Origin of the sequence: Pseudoduganella dura (genome assembly GCF_009727155.1) — a bacterium.
Classification (GTDB): Bacteria; Pseudomonadota; Gammaproteobacteria; order Burkholderiales; family Burkholderiaceae_D; genus Rugamonas; species Rugamonas dura.
Window position 1 is genome coordinate 2,683,943 of record NZ_WNWM01000002.1, and the last position, 15,641, is coordinate 2,699,583.

A 15,641-nucleotide genomic window follows, 5' to 3' on the forward strand; every position below is an offset into this window, starting at 1 on the left:
CCCATTACCGAAAGGGCCGCCATGCTGCGCATGCAAAACCTGAGCAAAGTCTACCGCACCCACATGATCGAAACCCACGCGCTGCGCGGCTTCGAGATCCATGTGAAACAGGGCGAGTTCGTCACCGTCACCGGCCCTTCCGGCTCGGGCAAGACGAGCTTCCTGAACATCGCCGGCCTGCTGGAGGAATTCACCGCCGGCGAATACATCCTCGATGGCGTCAACGTGCGCGGCATGGACGACAACGCGCGGTCCCGGCTGCGCAACGAGAAACTCGGCTTCATCTTCCAGGGCTTCAACCTGATCCCGGACCTGTCGCTGTTCGATAACGTCGACGTGCCGCTGCGCTACCGCGGCTTCAACGCGGCCGAGCGCCGCGAGCGCATCGAGGATGCGCTCGCCAAGGTGGGCCTGGCGTCGCGCATGAAGCACTATCCGGCCGAGCTTTCCGGCGGCCAGCAGCAGCGCGTGGCGATCGCGCGCGCGCTGGCCGGCACGCCGAAGCTGTTGCTGGCCGATGAGCCGACCGGCAACCTCGATACGCAGATGGCGCGCGGTGTGATGGAACTGCTGGAAGAGATCAATGCCCAGGGCACCACGATCCTGATGGTCACGCACGATCCCGAACTGGCCACGCGCTCGCAGCGCAACGTGCACATCATCGATGGCCAGGTGTCGGACCTGGTGCGCAAGTCGCCCACGCTGGCGGCATAAGGGGCCGCCATGTTCGCCTATTATTTCAGGCTCGGCCTGCGCAACCTGCGGCGCAACCCGGCGCTCACCGCCCTGATGGTGCTCACGCTGGCCATCGGCGTGGCCGCCAGCGTGTCGACGCTGACGATCCTGCACGTCATGTCCGGCAATCCGATGCCGCACAAGAGCGACCGGCTGATCGTGCCGCTTTTCGACAACGGACCGATGGAAGGTTATGCGCCGGGCGACGAACCGAATGACAACCAGCTCAGCTATCGCGACGCGATGAACCTCCTGGCCAGCAAGCAGGGTGAGCGCCGCACCGCGATGATGGGCCTTGGCGGCTCGCTGCAGCCTGACCGCAAGGACATGGCGCCGTTCATCGTTTCCGGCGGCGGCCCCACGCGCGACTTCTTCGCCATGTTCGAGATCCCGTTCCTGTACGGCCAGGCCTGGAGCGATGCAGACGACAAGGCCGGCGCGGACGTGATCGTGCTGACCCGAGCGCTGTCGGAGAAGCTGTACGGAAACGACAACCCGGTGGGCCGGCGGCTGCGCTACAACGGCTTCGACTACCAGGTGACCGGCGTGATCGATACGTGGAAGCCGGTCCCCCGCTTCCACCGCATCGTGGGCATGGGCCCGTTCGACGAGGAAGATGAATTCTTCATCCCGATCGCTTCGGCCGTGCGGCACGAATGGAACAACAGCGGCAGTACCAACTGCACCAGCCACTCGGGCACGGGCTACCAGGGTTTCCTGGATTCCGAATGCACGTGGCTCCAGTTCTGGTTCGAACTGCGATCGGCCAGTGACCGGCCGGCACTGCAGGACTGGCTGGACGGCTATGCGGCCGAGCAGCGCAAGCTCGGCCGCCTGCAGCGCAACACGCCGAACCGCCTGTACGACCTGGCCGAGTGGCTGGAACACCTGAAGGTCGTGGGCAACGACAGCAAGCTGTCCGCCTGGCTGGCATTCGGCTTCCTGGTGCTGTGCCTGGTGAACACGATCGGCCTGCTGCTGGCGAAGTTCTCGGTGCGCGCGCCGGAAGTGGGCGTGCGGCGCGCGCTGGGCGCCTCGCGCAAGGAAATCTTCCACCAGTTCCTCACCGAGACCACGGTGATCGGCCTGGCCGGGGGCATGCTCGGGCTGCTGCTGGCGGTGGGTGCGCTGGCACTGATCTCGATGCAGTCCAAACAGCTGGCGCTCGTGGCGCGGATGGACTGGGTCATGCTGGTCGCGACGTTCGCGATGGCCGTGGCCGCGGCAATGCTGGCCGGCCTGCTGCCCACCTGGCGCGCCTGCCAGGTGACGCCGGCCCTGCAACTGAAATCCCAATGACGTCACAAGGAAAGGCAGTCACCATGGAAATCCGTCCCATCCTGTCGTCCCTGCTGCGCAACAAGACCGGCCCGGTGCTGGTCGCCGTGCAGGTGGCGCTCAGCCTGGCCATCCTGGCCAATGCGCTGCACATCGTCAGCGAGCGGCAGGCCGTCGCCGATCGTGTCTCCGGCGTAGAGCGCGAGGAAGACATCTTCCACCTGCAGGTCGCCGACCTGCAGAGCGACAGTCCGTTCAACGAGGTGCTGGCGACGCAGGTCCGGCAGCGCGACCTGCTGCGCGCGGTGCCCGGCGTCGTATCCGTGGCCCAGACGAACCAGGTGCCGCTGTCCCGCTCCGGCAACAATACCGGCATGGCGGCCGCGCCAACCCAGTTGAAGGTCACCACGGGTACCGCTTTCTACGTCTCGCCGGATTCGCTGGTGAAGACATGGGGCCTGAAGCTGGCCGAGGGCCGCGACTTCCTGCCGGCGGAAATGACGAACCTGGACAGTTCGAAGGGCATCTACGAAACCGACGTCATCATCGTCACGCAGACGCTGGCCCGCAAGGTATGGCCGGACGCCACCTCGTATGTCGGCAAGAACATCTGGTTCGGCACCGGCAAGGACGCGGTTTCGGCACGGGTCGTCGGCGTCGTCGAGCGGCTGCAGTCGACCGGCGCGGAAGTCGGCGAGCGTGGCGAAATGTCGATCATCCAGCCGATCCGCCGCATCAGCGCCCCGCGCGCGATGTACACGCTGCGCGCCGAACCGGGCCAGCGCGACCGCGTGATGAAGGAAGCCGAGGCGGCGTTGCGCAAGGCGGCGAACAACCAGATCATCGTGCGCGCGAAAACGCTGGAAGGCGACCGCCTCGACCGCTACCGCGCCGATCGCGGGCTGGCGTGGATGCTGGTCACCGTCAGCGTGCTGCTGATGCTGGTGACGGCCAGCGGCATCGTCGGCATGGCCAGCCTGTGGGTCACGCAGCGGCGCAAGCAGATCGGCGTGCGCCGCGCGCTGGGGGCGCGGCGGGCCGACATCCTGCGCTACTTCATCACCGAGAACGTGATGATCACCAGCGCCGGCGTGGCCGCCGGCCTGCTCGGCGCGCTGGGCCTGAACCACCTGCTGGTGGCGAACCTGGAACTGGCGCGGCTGCCGGGCGCCTACCTGGCGGCTGGCGCAGCCATCTTCCTGGCGCTGGGCATCGCCGCGGTGTATGGCCCCGCATGGCGCGCGGCGGGCATTTCACCGGCCACCGCCACCCGCGGCGTGATGTAGGAATGTTATGCTGACACCATGCCCACCGTACTGATCATCGACGACAATGCCGCCATCACGATGGCGCTCGAAGTGCTGTTCTCGCTGCACGATATCGCCGCGCTGCGCGCGGCCTCGCCCGAAGAAGGAATTGCGCTGCTGGAACGCCATGCGGCCGTGATCGACCTGGTCATCCAGGACATGAATTTCACCGCCGACACCACTTCCGGCGAGGAAGGCGTGGCGCTGTTCCGCGCGATCCGCAAGCGCCATCCGGATCTGCCGGTGATCCTGCTCACCGCGTGGACGCACCTCCATTCGGCGGTGGACCTGATCAAGGCCGGCGCCGCCGATTACCTGGCCAAGCCATGGAACGACGAGCGCCTGGTGGCCACCGTCAAGAACCTGCTGGAACTGGGCCAGGCCAACCGCGCGCTGCGCCAGCGGCTGCAGGGCGAGCTGCGGCAGCGGCGCGAACTGGAACGGCACGACCTGCGCGGCATCGTATGGCAGGATCCGGCCACCGAGCGGGTGATCCATCTCGCCTGCCAGGTGGCGCGCGCCGATGTGCCGGTGCTGATCAGCGGCCCGAACGGCACCGGCAAGGAACGCATCGCCGAAATCATCCAGGCCAATTCGCAGGTGGCGCACGGCCCGTTCGTCGTGCTCAATTGCGGCGCGCTGCCCGCGGAGCTGATCGAGGCCGAACTGTTCGGCGCCGATGCCGGCGCCTACACCGGCGCCTCGAAGGCCCGCGAGGGAAAATTCGAGGCGGCCGACGGCGGCACGCTGTTCCTCGACGAGATCGGCAATCTGCCGCTGGCAGGCCAGATGAAGCTGCTGCGCGTGCTGGAAACGGGCCGCTTCGAACGCCTCGGCTCGAACCGCGAACGGCAGGTACAGGTGCGCATCGTCAGCGCCACGAATGCCGACCTGCCGGCGATGATCCGCGCCGGCACCTTTCGCGAAGACCTGTATTACCGCCTCAACGTGATCGAGCTGAAGCTGCCGGCGCTGGCCGCCCGGCAGGGGGACATCGCGCCGCTGGCGCGCCACTTCCTGGGCGCCGGCAAGGCCTTGCTGCCCGATGCCGAAGCGGCCTTGCTGGCGCATGCGTGGCCGGGCAACGTGCGCGAGCTGAAAAACGTGATGGCGCGCGCCCGGCTGCTGTCCGCCGGGCCGGAAGTCGCCGCCGCCGACCTGGGCCTGCCCGCCGTTCCGGCCGTTGCCGGCGCGGCGCCGGACGCGGAACCCGACCGCGATGCCATCAGCACCGCGCTGGCGCGCGCCAACGGCATCGTGGCGCAGGCGGCGGCGGAACTGGGCCTGTCGCGCCAGGCGCTGTACCGCCGCATGGAGCGGCTCGGCATCGCGCGGCCCTGATGGGGGACCGGAACGAAGAGGCCGGGGAGCGCCCCGCGCCGCCGCAAGCCGCGCGGCGCCCTTTTCGCCTTTCCCTGCTCACCAGGTGGTCGGCCATGGTCGGCACGCTGCTGACCGTCGGTATCCTGATCGCGCTGGCGCTCGGCCATTATTTTCCCGGCCAGCCGCTGCTGGTGCTGGGCGTGTGCCTGCTGTGCGTGGTGCCGCTGTCGGTCATCACCATCCGGTCGCAGCTCAAGCCGGTCATGTCGCTGTATCGCGCGCTGGCCGGCACCGTCACCAGCTACCGCGACGGCGACTTTTCCTTCAGCCTGCACTGGCCGTACGACGATGAACTGCGCGAGCTGGTGGCCGCCCACAATGCGCTGGGCGAAGTGCTCCGCGAACAGCGGCTCAATCTCGTGCAGCGCGAACTGCTGCTCGACACCATGGTGCAGAACACGCCTGTGGCGATGCTGCTGGTCGCCGATGCGGGGCCGATCGTCTATGCCAACGTGGCGGCACGGCACATGCTGAACGCCGGCCGCAAGCTCGAAGGCCACCGCCTGGCCGACCTGCTGGAGCGTTCGCAAGCGCCGTTGCGCGACGCCGTCGCCCGCGGCGGCGACGGCCTGTTCACCATCGGCGACGGCGAAGACGAGGAAGTATTCCACCTGGCGCGCCGCCGCTTCCACCTGAACGGCCGGCGCCATGAACTGCTGCTGCTGCGCCAGCTCACGCTGGAACTGCGGCGGCAGGAAGTGCAGACGTGGAAGAAGGTGATCCGTGTGATCAGCCACGAACTGAACAATTCGCTCGCGCCGCTGACCTCGCTCGCCCATTCCGGCGCCGAGCTGGTGCGGCGCGGCCAGACCGGGCGGCTGCCGCAGATCCTGGCCACGATCGAGGAACGGACGCGCCACCTGGAAAGCTTCATCCTCGGTTACGCGCGCTTTGCCAAGCTGCCGGCGCCGCGGCTGCAGCCGCACCTGTGGCCCGGCTTCGTGGCGCACCTTGCCGGGCAGGTAACGTTCCAGCTGGCAGGCACGCTGCCGGCCGGGCCGGCCGCCTTCGATGCCGCCCAGCTGGAACAGGCGCTGCTGAACCTGTTGAAGAATGCCCATGAATCCGGCTCGCCGCCCGGCGCCGTCACGCTGGAGATCCGCCAGGCGCAGGACATGGCCCGGATCGAAGTGCGGGACCGTGGCCCCGGCATGAGCGACACGGTACTGGCGAACGCGCTGGTGCCCTTCTATTCCACCAAGCGCAGCGGTACCGGCCTGGGCCTGGCGCTGGCGCGCGAGATCGCCGAGGCGCATGGCGGCCGCATCACGCTGGCGAACCGCGACGGCGGCGGCCTGGCCGTTACGCTGCTGTTGCCGGCCGAGCATGCGAAGGACATGACATGACATCGCGCATGTCGGCCCGCATGTCGGCCGATTTAACGCGTTGAACTCAGTCATGAATCAACCATAAAGCCCAGCCAAGGGAACCCGGCAGCTCTAATGTGTCTGTACGCGGCTCGCGGTGGGCCGCACTTTCTCCGGGGATTCCATCATGAAATTTTCTTTGAGCAAGCAAACTGCGCTGTCGACCGCACTGTCGACCGCGTTCCTGACGGCGGCGCTGGCCTTCGCGGGTGCGGCGCATGCCGACAATCTCGTCAACAACGTCAACCTGGGCGGCAACGGCAACGGCACGTTGACTGCCGGGTTCGGTGTCACGCACCTGCAAACGGGCGAATTCGAAGACACGTTCTACCTGTCGCCAACCAACGGTACCTGGCGTGTCGATTCGAGCCTGGTGACGATCGGCTTCCAGCCATTATCGAACCTGAATTTCCACTGGGCCGAAATCAATGGCCACGCCATGACGCTGACTCAGGCAATGGGCGGCGTGTTCGAATATGGCTGGCTGATCAACGAGGAGATCCTTGGCCCGCTGGTGCTGACCGTGCATGGCGACGTACCGGGGCTGGCCGGCGGTGCATCGGCCAGCTACGCGGGCACGATCAACATCAGTGCGGTGCCGGAACCGCAAACTTATGGAATGTTGCTAGGCGGCATGGGGATTCTGGCATGGCTGAGCCGTCGCAGAATTCCCAATGGCATTAAAAGTTCCTAAAAGCATTCAAAATCCGCTGTCCTGTAGCGAAAAAGACGCTTCGGCGTCTTTTTTTTGTACCCAATTGTAACGGTTACAATAAAATATTGACAACACCTTAAAGCTGGCTTAACTTGTCGACTCCTATAGTTAATAACTCTTCGACGAGGTAACGCATGAAATTGAAATCTCTCGTACTGGCAGCTGCACTGCTGCCCGCCTTCGGCTCCGCTTTCGCTGACGACTTCACCGTGGACCTGATCGGTGGTCCGAACGTGTGGTCCGCACACCTGGGCGCCACCCACACCACCGGTGCTTTCTCCGACACGTTCACGTTCAGCAACTACAGCGCCGACAACGGCACCGTGTTCGCCAGCCTGATCAACACCGCAACGACGTGGAGCGACCTGTCGTTCGACACCGTGACGCTGAACGGTGTGAACATCTCCACGGGCGATATCGGCCCACTGTCGATCGCTGCAATCCTGGGCCAGAACGTCACGGGTCCTCTGACCCTGGCGGTCAGCGGTACGGTCACCGGTCAAGTTGCCAGCTACGGCGGCGACTTCAACGTGACGACCCCGGTTCCAGAACCAGCTACCTACGGTATGCTGGCTGGCGGCCTGGCCGTGCTGGCTTTCGCAGCACGTCGTCGCAAGCAGTAATCCACACCCGCATCACTAAAAAGGCGCTTCGGCGCCTTTTTTCATGCCTGCTGGTAAACTTGGCCGATGCAAAAGACCCGTTTCGACCAGCCAGGCCACCCTCCCGCCACCGTCACCGAATTCGAAGGCGTACGTTCGCTCCATCTCGGCACCTCCTGGGTGCAGGGCGCCATGCGCCTGTCCAGGCCCGATGCCATCGAGCTCGAATACGTACAGATGATGATGATGTGGATGCTGTTCCTGCACGATCCCCGCCATATCGCCCAGCTCGGGCTGGGCAGCGCCGCGCTGACCAAGTTCTGCTACGGGCGCTTCCCCGGTGCGCGGGTATCGGCAGCCGAGCTCAATCCCAACGTGATCGCCATCTGCGAGGCGATGTTCGGCTTGCCGCCGAACGACGGCCGGCTGAACGTGCGCCAGATGGATGCCCTCGATTTCGTCAACGATCCGGCCAATCGCGGCGCCATCGACGTGCTGCAGGTGGACCTGTATGACGAGGAAGCGCGCGGTCCCGTGCTCGACTCGCCCGAGTTCTACCAGGCATGCAGCGACTGCCTGACCGAACACGGCATCATGACGGCGAATGTATTCGGCGACTTCGACAACTACGACAAGAACCTGCGGCACATGGAACTGGCGTTCGACGCGGTCGTGTGGCTGCCCGAAGTGCACGATGCGAACATTGTCGTGATCGCGTTCAGGAAGGCGCCGGTTCTGGACTTTTCCGTGCTGTACGAACGCGCCGCCGAGATCAGGAAAACCTGCAACCTGCCGGCGAAAAAATGGGTCGACGGCCTGAAAGAGTGGATGCTGGACCAGGGTTAGTACCTCTTCCCTCGCCCCCTCGCGGCCCGGCCGGCCGCGCTCGTTTCGCCGGCCGCAACGAAGGTCGCCGCGTTTCACCTCCTGCCCTTCGCCCCCATCCAGCCCCTCCTGCCCAGCTCGCGCATCGCGCCGCGACTGTCGTAAAAAAGCCGCGCCCATAGCAAGAAATTCGCCATTTCCTGGAAAAAGGGGCAACAGAATACGGCATATATCGATATAAATCGAGCAATATTTTCCGTACGTTCGTTCCACGCAACAGCGCGTTACAACTTTGTTACTTGCGCGGTTAGACTCAGTTCGGGCCACCCCCACCGCATGCTTCACACCCATCCAACCAAGAGACGATAAAAGACACATGAAGCAGAACACTTTCCGCCGTACCGTTCTTGCCAGCGCGGCGCTGCTGCTGGCCGCACACGCCGCCGCCCAGACCACCGCCGCCGCCGGCCAGCAGGCCGAGGCGCAAACCGAACAGACCGTGGTGGTGCTGGGCTCGCGCTCCGCGGCCCGTACCGCCCTCGATACGGCCGCGCCGGTCGGCCTGATCAACGTGAAGGACATGCAGACGGCCGGCCCGCTCGAACTGGGCAAGCTGCTGCAAACGCTCGACCCGTCGTTCAATTTTTCCTCCACCTTCATCAGCGACGGTACCGACATCATCCGCCCGGCCACGCTGCGCTCGCTGGGCCCGGACCAGCTGCTGGTGCTGGTCAACGGCAAGCGCCGCCACCAGCAGGCGCTCGTCAACGTGCAGCAGACGGTGGGCCGCGGCTCGGCCGGCACGGACATCAACGCCATTCCGCTGTCGGCGATCCATCACATCGAAGTGCTGCGCGACGGTGCCGCCGCGCAGTACGGCTCGGACGCGATCGCCGGCGTGATCAACATCGTGCTGAAGTCGAACGTGAACGAGACGCAGGTCTCCGGCCAGTTCGGCACCACGTCGGAAGGCGATGGCGACATGGTCTCCGGCAGCGTGAACCGCGGCTGGGCACTGGGCGCCGATGGCGGCTTCATCAACCTTTCCGTCGAAGCCCGCCGCCGCAACTCGACCAACCGTGCCGGCCTGAACACCACGCTGGAAGGCGAGGCGCCGCGCGTTACGCTGCGCGTGGGCGACAGCGACGCGAAGGATGCCTACCTGTGGGCCAATGCCGCACTGCCGGCGGGCCGCGGCGGCGAGTTCTACGCCTTCGGCGGCGCGTCGAAACGCAAGGGCGATTCGGCCGGCTTCTTCCGCACCAAGGGCGACGACCGCACCGTGACGGCGGTATACCCGGAAGGCTACCTGCCGAACATCCGCACCACCGTCAAGGATGCCTCGCTGGCGGTCGGCTACCGGCTCGACCTGCCGAACGAGTGGAAGGCCGATGTGTCCGTCAACCACGGCCGCAGCGAACTGGCGTTCAACGAAAAGAACACCATCAACGTCAGCTACTGGTATGAGCCGCGCCCTGCCGGCAGCGGCATCTATGCCGAGTCGCCGCTGGAAGCCGATACCGGCAAGCTCAAATTCAACCAGACCACCTTCAATGCCGACCTGAAGGGGCCGCTCAAGCTGGGCGACACCAGCGTGTTCTTCGCCACCGGCTTCGAATGGCGCCGCGATGCCTACCAGATCGTTGCCGGCGACCCGGTGTCGTACCAGTACGGCCGCACCAATAACCCGGCGATCCAGATCTTCACGCCGTCCGGCAGCATCGCCGCTTCCGGCACGCAGGGCTTCCCCGGCTACACGCCGTCGACCGAAGTGAACGAGGGCCGTCACAATATCGCGCTGTATGGCGACGTGGAATACCGGCCGGTCGACACGCTGCTGCTGACGGGCGCGGTGCGCTACGAGAAATATTCGGACTTCGGCAATACCACCACCGGCAAGGTCACCGCGCGCTGGGATCCGTCGAAACAGGTGGGCGTGCGCGGCAGCTATTCGTCCGGCTTCCGCGCGCCCGGCGTGCAGCAGGCGTTCTACAGTTCCGTGTCGACCAACCTGAACGCCGATGGCGTGCTGACCGAAACGCTGACCGCGCGCCAGGGCAGCGCCGTCACCCGCGCGCTGGGTATCGCGCCGCTGAAGGAAGAAACGTCGCGCAACGCCAGCATGGGCCTGGTGCTGCGCCCGCTGCCGAACTTCTCGCTCACGGCCGACGTGTACCAGATCAAGATCAAGGACCGCATCGTGTTCTCCAGCACGATCGCGCCGGAAGCGGGCGGGGGCCCGATCGCCAGCGTGCTCACGCCGCTGAAAGTGGGCCAGGCGCAGTTCTTCACCAACGCGGTCGATACCAAGACCAAGGGTATCGACATCGTCGCCGAGCACACCTCGCGCTGGCCTGGCTCCACGCTGGTGCTGTCCGGCCAGCTGGGCTTCAACAAGACCGAGGTCACCGGGCGCCACTCCACCTCGTCGATCCTGACCGGCGAGCAGCTGTTCGACGAATCGCAGGTCACCCTGATCGAGCACGGCCAGCCGCGCAAGCACCACGTGGTGTCGGTGGACTACACGACCGGCCAGTGGAACGGCAACGTGCGCGCCAATTACTACGGCGAAGTGAAGGGCCAGGGCTTTACTCCCGGCTTCATCCAGACGTGGGAAGGCAAGTGGCTGGCGGACATGACGCTGCGCTACAGCTTCACGAAGAAGCTCAGCCTGCAGCTGGGCGTCAACAACGTGTTCGACAGCTACCCGACGGAATGGGACAAGACGCGCGCCGCGCCGTTCCCGCAACTGGGCTTCACGCATTGCTGGGAAGCCTGCCCGTTCGGCATCAACGGCCGCAGCATGTACGTACGGGGCGACTACGCGTTCTGACGCGCCGTTTTACGCACCTGCTACCCCACCAGCGCCGGCTTGCCGGCGCATTTTTTTCGTTCGCCGCCGCGTTGCCCGGCCTCGTACGCGGCCAGGTGGATCACGGCCGCCAGCCGCTTCACCAGGCCCTCCATCGCTTCGGCCGGCACCTGCGCATAACCCAGCATCAGGCCGTTCCAAGGCGCATTCCGGGTCCCATTCCGATATGCGCCGGAGGGTGTTGCCGGCTGCACCGCGTGGGTCGACAGCGCATTGACGATGATGCCCTCTTCCCGCGCCCGGGCGCGGATCGCGTCGTCCGGCAGCCAGTCCGGCAGCCGCAGCGACAGGTGCATGCCGGCCGAGGCGCCGTGCACGGTGGCGATACGGCCAAGGTGCCGTTCCAGCGCCGCCACGAGCGCATCGCGCCGCTGGCGGTACAGCCGCCGCATGCGGCGCAGGTGCAGCAGGAAATGCCCGTCTGTCACGAACGCCGCCAGTGCCAGCTGCTCGGCCGTGCGCCCGGCCGCCGCGGACTGGGCACGCAGCAGTGCAAACTGCGGCGCAAGGTCGGGCGGCGCCACCAGGTAGCCGATGCGCAGGCCGGGGAACATCGTCTTGCTGAACGTGCCGCAGTACAGCACCGGCGCATCCGTCACCAGGCCCTGCATCGCCGGCAGCGGCGGGCCATCGTGGCGGAACTCGCTGTCGTAATCGTCCTCGATGATCAGCGCGCCGGTGCGGCGGGCGCCTTCGATCAGCGCCAGCCGCCGCGCCAGCGACAGCACGCTGCCGACCGGATACTGGTGCGACGGCGTGGTGTAGAGCAGCTTCGGCCGGTGCGCCTGCCAGTCCTGCGCCGCCGGCGCCATGCCTTCACCGTCCACCGGGATGCCTTGCACCGCCAGCCCGGCATGGCGGAACGCCGCCAGCGCGCCGCCGTAGCCGGGATTTTCATGCCACACGGTGTCGCCTTCGTCCGCGCAGGCGCGGGCGCACAGGTCCAGCGTGCTCTGGCTGCCGTCCGTGACGAACACCTGTTCCGCCTCGCATACCACGCCGCGCGAGGCGCGCAGGTAGTCGGCGATCGCCAGCCGCAGCGTCCATTCGCCGGCCGGGTCGCCGTAATTGAGCTGCGCCGCGTCGAGGCCGCGCCAGGCCCGGTCCAGCAGGCGGCGCCACAGCGCCAGCGGAAACGCATCCAGGTCCGGCACGCCCGGCACGAAAGCCCGGCTGTCGCTGGCGCCGTTCGACACCGGACGCAGGTTCACGGCGCGGCGCGACAGGCCGGCAAGTGCCGCCGGCGGGCGGCCACGGCGCGCCGGCGCACCTTCGGGGCCGGGTTCCGGCACAAGTTCAGGGCCAACCCGGGCCACCACGGTACCGCGGCGGTCCGGCACCACCAGGCCTTCGCCGGCCAGCTGCTCGTAGGCGTACAGCACCGAATTGCGGGCAATGCCCAGCTCGGCGGCAAGCGCGCGCGTGGCCACCAGCCGCGTGCCGGCCGCCAGCGTGCCCGCGCGGATCGCCTGGCGCAGGCATTCGTGCAGCAGCCGCTGGCGCGGCCAGCTGTGGTGGCCGTGGTCGCGTTCGAACGTCGACAGCAGCAGCGCGTAATCCATCGTGGCTCCATGAAAATGCCGTCCCGTGGACCTGTTCCGGGAGCCAGCGCCCCCATTATAGTGCGCCTTCAACTTGACGGATGGAGACCATGAACACCACCACAGCACCTTCCACACGCACGCAGGTAAAGCGTTCCGCCAACCGCGGCAGCCACGACCCCGCCGTGCTGCATGCCATCATCGACGCCGCCTGGGTCTGCCACACGGCATTCACCGACGAACATGGCGTGCATTGCATTCCCATGGCCTGCTGGCGCCTCGGCGATTACCTGTACATCCACGGTTCGAACGGCAGCCGCATGGTCAGGCGCCTGCAGGAACAGGATTGCTGCGTGACGATCACGCACGTGGACGGTCTGGTGCTGGCACGCTCCGCCTTCAATCACTCGATGAACTACCGCAGCGCGGTGATCTATGGCCGCTTCGAAACGGTCGACGAGGCCGGCAAGCGGCCCGCGCTGGAAGCGTTCATGGAACACCTCGCCCCCGGCCGGCAGGGCGAGGTCAGGCCGGGCAACGACAAGGAATATGCCGCCACCACCGTGCTGCGCATCGCACTCGCCGAGGCCGCCTGCAAGACACGCAGCGGGCCGCCGGAAGACGACGAGGAAGACCTGCACCTGCCTGCCTGGGCCGGCGTGCTGCCGTTGCGCGAGGCACGCGGCGCGCCGGTGGCCGACGCCGGCTGCGGGATCGCGGCGCCGGCGTACGTGCAGCGCTGGCAGGACTGACGTTGCGCCGCCCGTCCACGCGGTGCGGCCGCCACTGGCCGGACCGTGCGAGGCTTGACCTGATTGTCTTTATTGCACATCATCGCCGTGCCGCGGCCAATCTCGCGCCGCGCATATGCTCATAAGGAGATCGCATGCAACGAATCCTCGCCGCCGCCCTGCTGGCTGCCACCTGCAGCGCACCCGCATTCGCGGACGATGCCCTGAAGGCCGCCATCGGCGGCAGCCACCGCAGCGCCGACAACGTGAAGCGGGACGCCTACCGCCACCCCTACGAAACGCTGACCTTCTTCGGAATCCGGCCGGAGATGACCGTGGTCGAACTGTCCCCCGGCGGCGGCTGGTACACGGAGATCCTGGCGCCCTACCTGCGCGAGCGCGGCAAGCTGGTCGCCGCCGGCGCCACGCCGGAATCGAAAGCGGCCAACGTGGCGAAGGCCGGCGAACGCTTCAAGCAGAAGCTCGATGCGAATTCCGCCGTGTTTGGCAAGGTGCAACTGGGCGCGTTCGAACCGGGCAACGGCGTGTTCAACTACGGTGCCAAAGGCAGCGCGGACATGGTGCTGACCTTCCGCAACGTGCACAACTGGATGGAGCCGGGCGACGCGCGGCTCAAGGGCGTGCTGAAAAGCGTGTACGACACGCTCAAGCCGGGCGGCGTGTTCGGTGTTGTCGAGCACCGCCTGCCCGCGGGCAAAACGCAGGATCCCACGGCGTCCAGCGGCTACCTGCACGAAGCCTATGTGATCCGGATGGCGGAAGCGGCCGGTTTCAGGCTGGCGGCGAAATCGGAAGTGAACGCCAATCCGAAAGATATGGCCGATCACCAGGGCGGCGTGTGGGCGCTGCCGCCGACTTACGCGAACAAGGAAGTGGACCGGGAAAAATACGCGGCGATCGGCGAGAGCGATCGCATGACACTGAAGTTCGTGAAGCCATGATGCGCCCGGTGCAGGGACCGGTTGCCTGACTGCGCAGCCGCCGGCGATTCAGTCCGGCGGCTTTTTTGTTCTAGCGGCGCTGGAGGCGGCTCATCAAGCTGCAAAAGGCCACGAAGCCTACCACCATGGAACCGCACACAGCGGCTACCGTCAACATCAGCTCATTCATTCGAGAAACTTTCACTTTAAGACAACCGCGTGATTATGCTGCATTTGCACATGAAACATTCTCACTGAAACTCACTGTTACACGAGATATTTCATTTCTGTTCGATTCAGCTTCCGCCATGCCCCACTTGACGCGGCGGCAAGGGCCAAGCCAGCCGATCCGGCAACGATTGCTGACGTTTCTTTCTTGCAACGCACCACTCTGCGTGCGGCATACCATGGATACATTGCCCGGCAGCTTGCTAGCTTAACCCTGCGGCTGCCCATCGGACAATGGCATCTGTTGTTTATTTTTATACTATTAAAAATAATTTTATCAGCTCATCCTTTACGTAGTTATTGCTACCGATGCTAGCGCTATCATAATCCTGCCGCCACCGCGGCATACCATTCCCTCTCTTATCAGGAGCAAGCATGCGTAAAGCACTAGTTGGGTTGATACTGGCCGCGACGGCCCTCACGTCGCACGCCGGCGGTTATTTCACCGAAGACGCCACGCCGTTCGATACCCTGATCGGCGCCGGCGCCCAGCACCAGGACTTCTCGGGCCCTTATACCCAGACCGGTTATTCGTGGAGCTGGGGCGATGTCACATTTACCTGCAATGTCGTGCAGTGGTGCAACAACAGCAGCTTTGCCTTCGGCGGCTATAACGATCACTTTAACTTTGTCGAGGGCAACTTCGTTTACTACGCTCCACCAGATAGCGCTACCTTCACATTCGCCAATCCGATCATTGCCTTCGGTGTCGATGTGTACGGGATCGGCGGTGGCCAGTATTCGCCGGGCGGTGCGCTGCAGCCGACACCGATGCTGGTGACGTTCGAGGACGGTTCGCATGAATTCTTCACGAACCATGTCCACAACTACAACATTTCGGTGCCGGTATTCGCCGGTATCCTGTTCGACCGGCCCGTTTCGTCCATCACGGTTTCCGGCGAGTGGGAGAACAACGGCATGTTCTTCACGAACGTGCGCTATGTGACGGCGCCGGTGCCGGAGCCGTCCACCTGCGCGATGCTGTTCGGCGGGCTGGCCGTGATGGGCGCGATCGCGCGGCGGCGCAGCAAAGTTGCGCACACATCACATTGACTTTTAGCGGCAACGGCGCGCCGCCGTGCCGCCCCTTGACGAGACGGCGGCGCACAGGGCAGC

The 15,641-nt window shown here is 65.7% G+C and carries 13 protein-coding genes; 12 read left to right on the top strand and 1 reads right to left on the bottom strand.

The annotated features are described in order from the left end of the window. Positions 1 to 21 precede the first annotated feature (21 nt). From GJV26_RS11760 to GJV26_RS11800, 9 genes are all read left to right on the top strand, one after another. Positions 22 to 714, top strand: a complete 693-nt coding sequence (locus GJV26_RS11760) for an ABC transporter ATP-binding protein (RefSeq protein WP_155708970.1) — start codon at positions 22 to 24, stop codon at positions 712 to 714. 9 nt (positions 715 to 723) lie between these two features. Continuing rightward, positions 724 to 2,034 carry an ABC transporter permease gene (locus tag GJV26_RS11765; protein ID WP_155708971.1) on the top strand — a complete coding sequence of 437 codons (1,311 nt, stop codon included), beginning with the start codon at positions 724 to 726 and terminating at the stop codon, positions 2,032 to 2,034. 23 nt (positions 2,035 to 2,057) lie between these two features. After that, positions 2,058 to 3,299 carry an ABC transporter permease gene (locus tag GJV26_RS11770; RefSeq protein ID WP_155708972.1) on the top strand — a complete coding sequence of 414 codons (1,242 nt, stop codon included), beginning with the start codon at positions 2,058 to 2,060 and terminating at the stop codon, positions 3,297 to 3,299. Between the two features lie 18 nt (positions 3,300 to 3,317). Beyond that, positions 3,318 to 4,661 carry a sigma-54-dependent transcriptional regulator gene (locus GJV26_RS11775; protein WP_155708973.1) on the top strand — a complete coding sequence of 448 codons (1,344 nt, stop codon included), beginning with the start codon at positions 3,318 to 3,320 and terminating at the stop codon, positions 4,659 to 4,661. After that, positions 4,661 to 6,049, top strand: a complete 1,389-nt coding sequence (locus GJV26_RS11780) for a sensor histidine kinase (RefSeq protein WP_155708974.1) — start codon at positions 4,661 to 4,663, stop codon at positions 6,047 to 6,049. The genes GJV26_RS11775 and GJV26_RS11780 overlap by 1 nt, the downstream gene beginning before the upstream one ends. Positions 6,050 to 6,167: 118 nt before the next feature. Beyond that, positions 6,168 to 6,764 (top strand): FxDxF family PEP-CTERM protein, encoded by a 597-nt coding sequence (locus GJV26_RS29925; protein ID WP_189442097.1) that lies wholly within the window; start codon positions 6,168 to 6,170, stop codon positions 6,762 to 6,764. Between the two features lie 155 nt (positions 6,765 to 6,919). Continuing rightward, the gene (locus tag GJV26_RS11790) at positions 6,920 to 7,408 is read left to right on the top strand and encodes an FxDxF family PEP-CTERM protein (protein ID WP_155708975.1); all 489 of its coding nucleotides are present in this window, start codon (positions 6,920 to 6,922) and stop codon (positions 7,406 to 7,408) included. Positions 7,409 to 7,474: 66 nt separating this feature from the next. After that, positions 7,475 to 8,233, top strand: a complete 759-nt coding sequence (locus GJV26_RS11795; protein ID WP_155708976.1) for a spermine/spermidine synthase domain-containing protein — start codon at positions 7,475 to 7,477, stop codon at positions 8,231 to 8,233. Positions 8,234 to 8,588: 355 nt separating this feature from the next. Next, complete coding sequence (locus tag GJV26_RS11800; protein ID WP_155708977.1) at positions 8,589 to 11,045, top strand: TonB-dependent receptor plug domain-containing protein; 2,457 nt, start codon at positions 8,589 to 8,591, stop codon at positions 11,043 to 11,045. A 20-nt stretch (positions 11,046 to 11,065) separates the two neighbouring features. On the opposite strand, the gene pdxR is transcribed toward GJV26_RS11800, so the two are convergent. Continuing rightward, the gene (gene pdxR, locus GJV26_RS11805) at positions 11,066 to 12,646 is read right to left on the bottom strand and encodes a MocR-like pyridoxine biosynthesis transcription factor PdxR (RefSeq protein ID WP_155708978.1); all 1,581 of its coding nucleotides are present in this window, start codon (positions 12,644 to 12,646) and stop codon (positions 11,066 to 11,068) included. A gap of 89 nt (positions 12,647 to 12,735) precedes the next feature. Between pdxR and GJV26_RS11810 the strand changes: the two genes are divergently transcribed. From GJV26_RS11810 to GJV26_RS29930, 3 genes are all read left to right on the top strand, one after another. Then, a complete protein-coding gene (locus GJV26_RS11810) occupies positions 12,736 to 13,377 on the top strand; it encodes a pyridoxamine 5'-phosphate oxidase family protein (RefSeq protein ID WP_155708979.1) in 642 nt (213 codons plus the stop codon). A 134-nt stretch (positions 13,378 to 13,511) separates the two neighbouring features. Continuing rightward, positions 13,512 to 14,318, top strand: coding sequence for a class I SAM-dependent methyltransferase (locus GJV26_RS11815; protein WP_155708980.1), 807 nt, complete (start codon positions 13,512 to 13,514; stop codon positions 14,316 to 14,318). Between the two features lie 582 nt (positions 14,319 to 14,900). Next, a complete protein-coding gene (locus tag GJV26_RS29930; protein WP_216643126.1) occupies positions 14,901 to 15,578 on the top strand; it encodes a PEP-CTERM sorting domain-containing protein in 678 nt (225 codons plus the stop codon). Positions 15,579 to 15,641 lie beyond the last annotated feature (63 nt).

Bases quoted from the DNA above. Each gene is read 5' to 3' on its own strand.
- GJV26_RS29930 (WP_216643126.1), top strand. From the start codon at position 14,901: ATGCGTAAAGCACTAGTTGGGTTGATACTGGCCGCGACGGCCCTCACG.
- GJV26_RS11810 (WP_155708979.1), top strand. From the start codon at position 12,736: ATGAACACCACCACAGCACCTTCCACACGCACGCAGGTAAAGCGTTCC.
- GJV26_RS11815 (WP_155708980.1), top strand. From the start codon at position 13,512: ATGCAACGAATCCTCGCCGCCGCCCTGCTGGCTGCCACCTGCAGCGCA.
- GJV26_RS11760 (WP_155708970.1), top strand. From the start codon at position 22: ATGCTGCGCATGCAAAACCTGAGCAAAGTCTACCGCACCCACATGATC.
- GJV26_RS11795 (WP_155708976.1), top strand. From the start codon at position 7,475: ATGCAAAAGACCCGTTTCGACCAGCCAGGCCACCCTCCCGCCACCGTC.
- GJV26_RS11770 (WP_155708972.1), top strand. From the start codon at position 2,058: ATGGAAATCCGTCCCATCCTGTCGTCCCTGCTGCGCAACAAGACCGGC.
- GJV26_RS11780 (WP_155708974.1), top strand. From the start codon at position 4,661: ATGGGGGACCGGAACGAAGAGGCCGGGGAGCGCCCCGCGCCGCCGCAA.
- GJV26_RS11800 (WP_155708977.1), top strand. From the start codon at position 8,589: ATGAAGCAGAACACTTTCCGCCGTACCGTTCTTGCCAGCGCGGCGCTG.
- GJV26_RS11765 (WP_155708971.1), top strand. From the start codon at position 724: ATGTTCGCCTATTATTTCAGGCTCGGCCTGCGCAACCTGCGGCGCAAC.
- pdxR (WP_155708978.1), bottom strand. From the start codon at position 12,646: ATGGATTACGCGCTGCTGCTGTCGACGTTCGAACGCGACCACGGCCAC.
- GJV26_RS11775 (WP_155708973.1), top strand. From the start codon at position 3,318: ATGCCCACCGTACTGATCATCGACGACAATGCCGCCATCACGATGGCG.
- GJV26_RS11790 (WP_155708975.1), top strand. From the start codon at position 6,920: ATGAAATTGAAATCTCTCGTACTGGCAGCTGCACTGCTGCCCGCCTTC.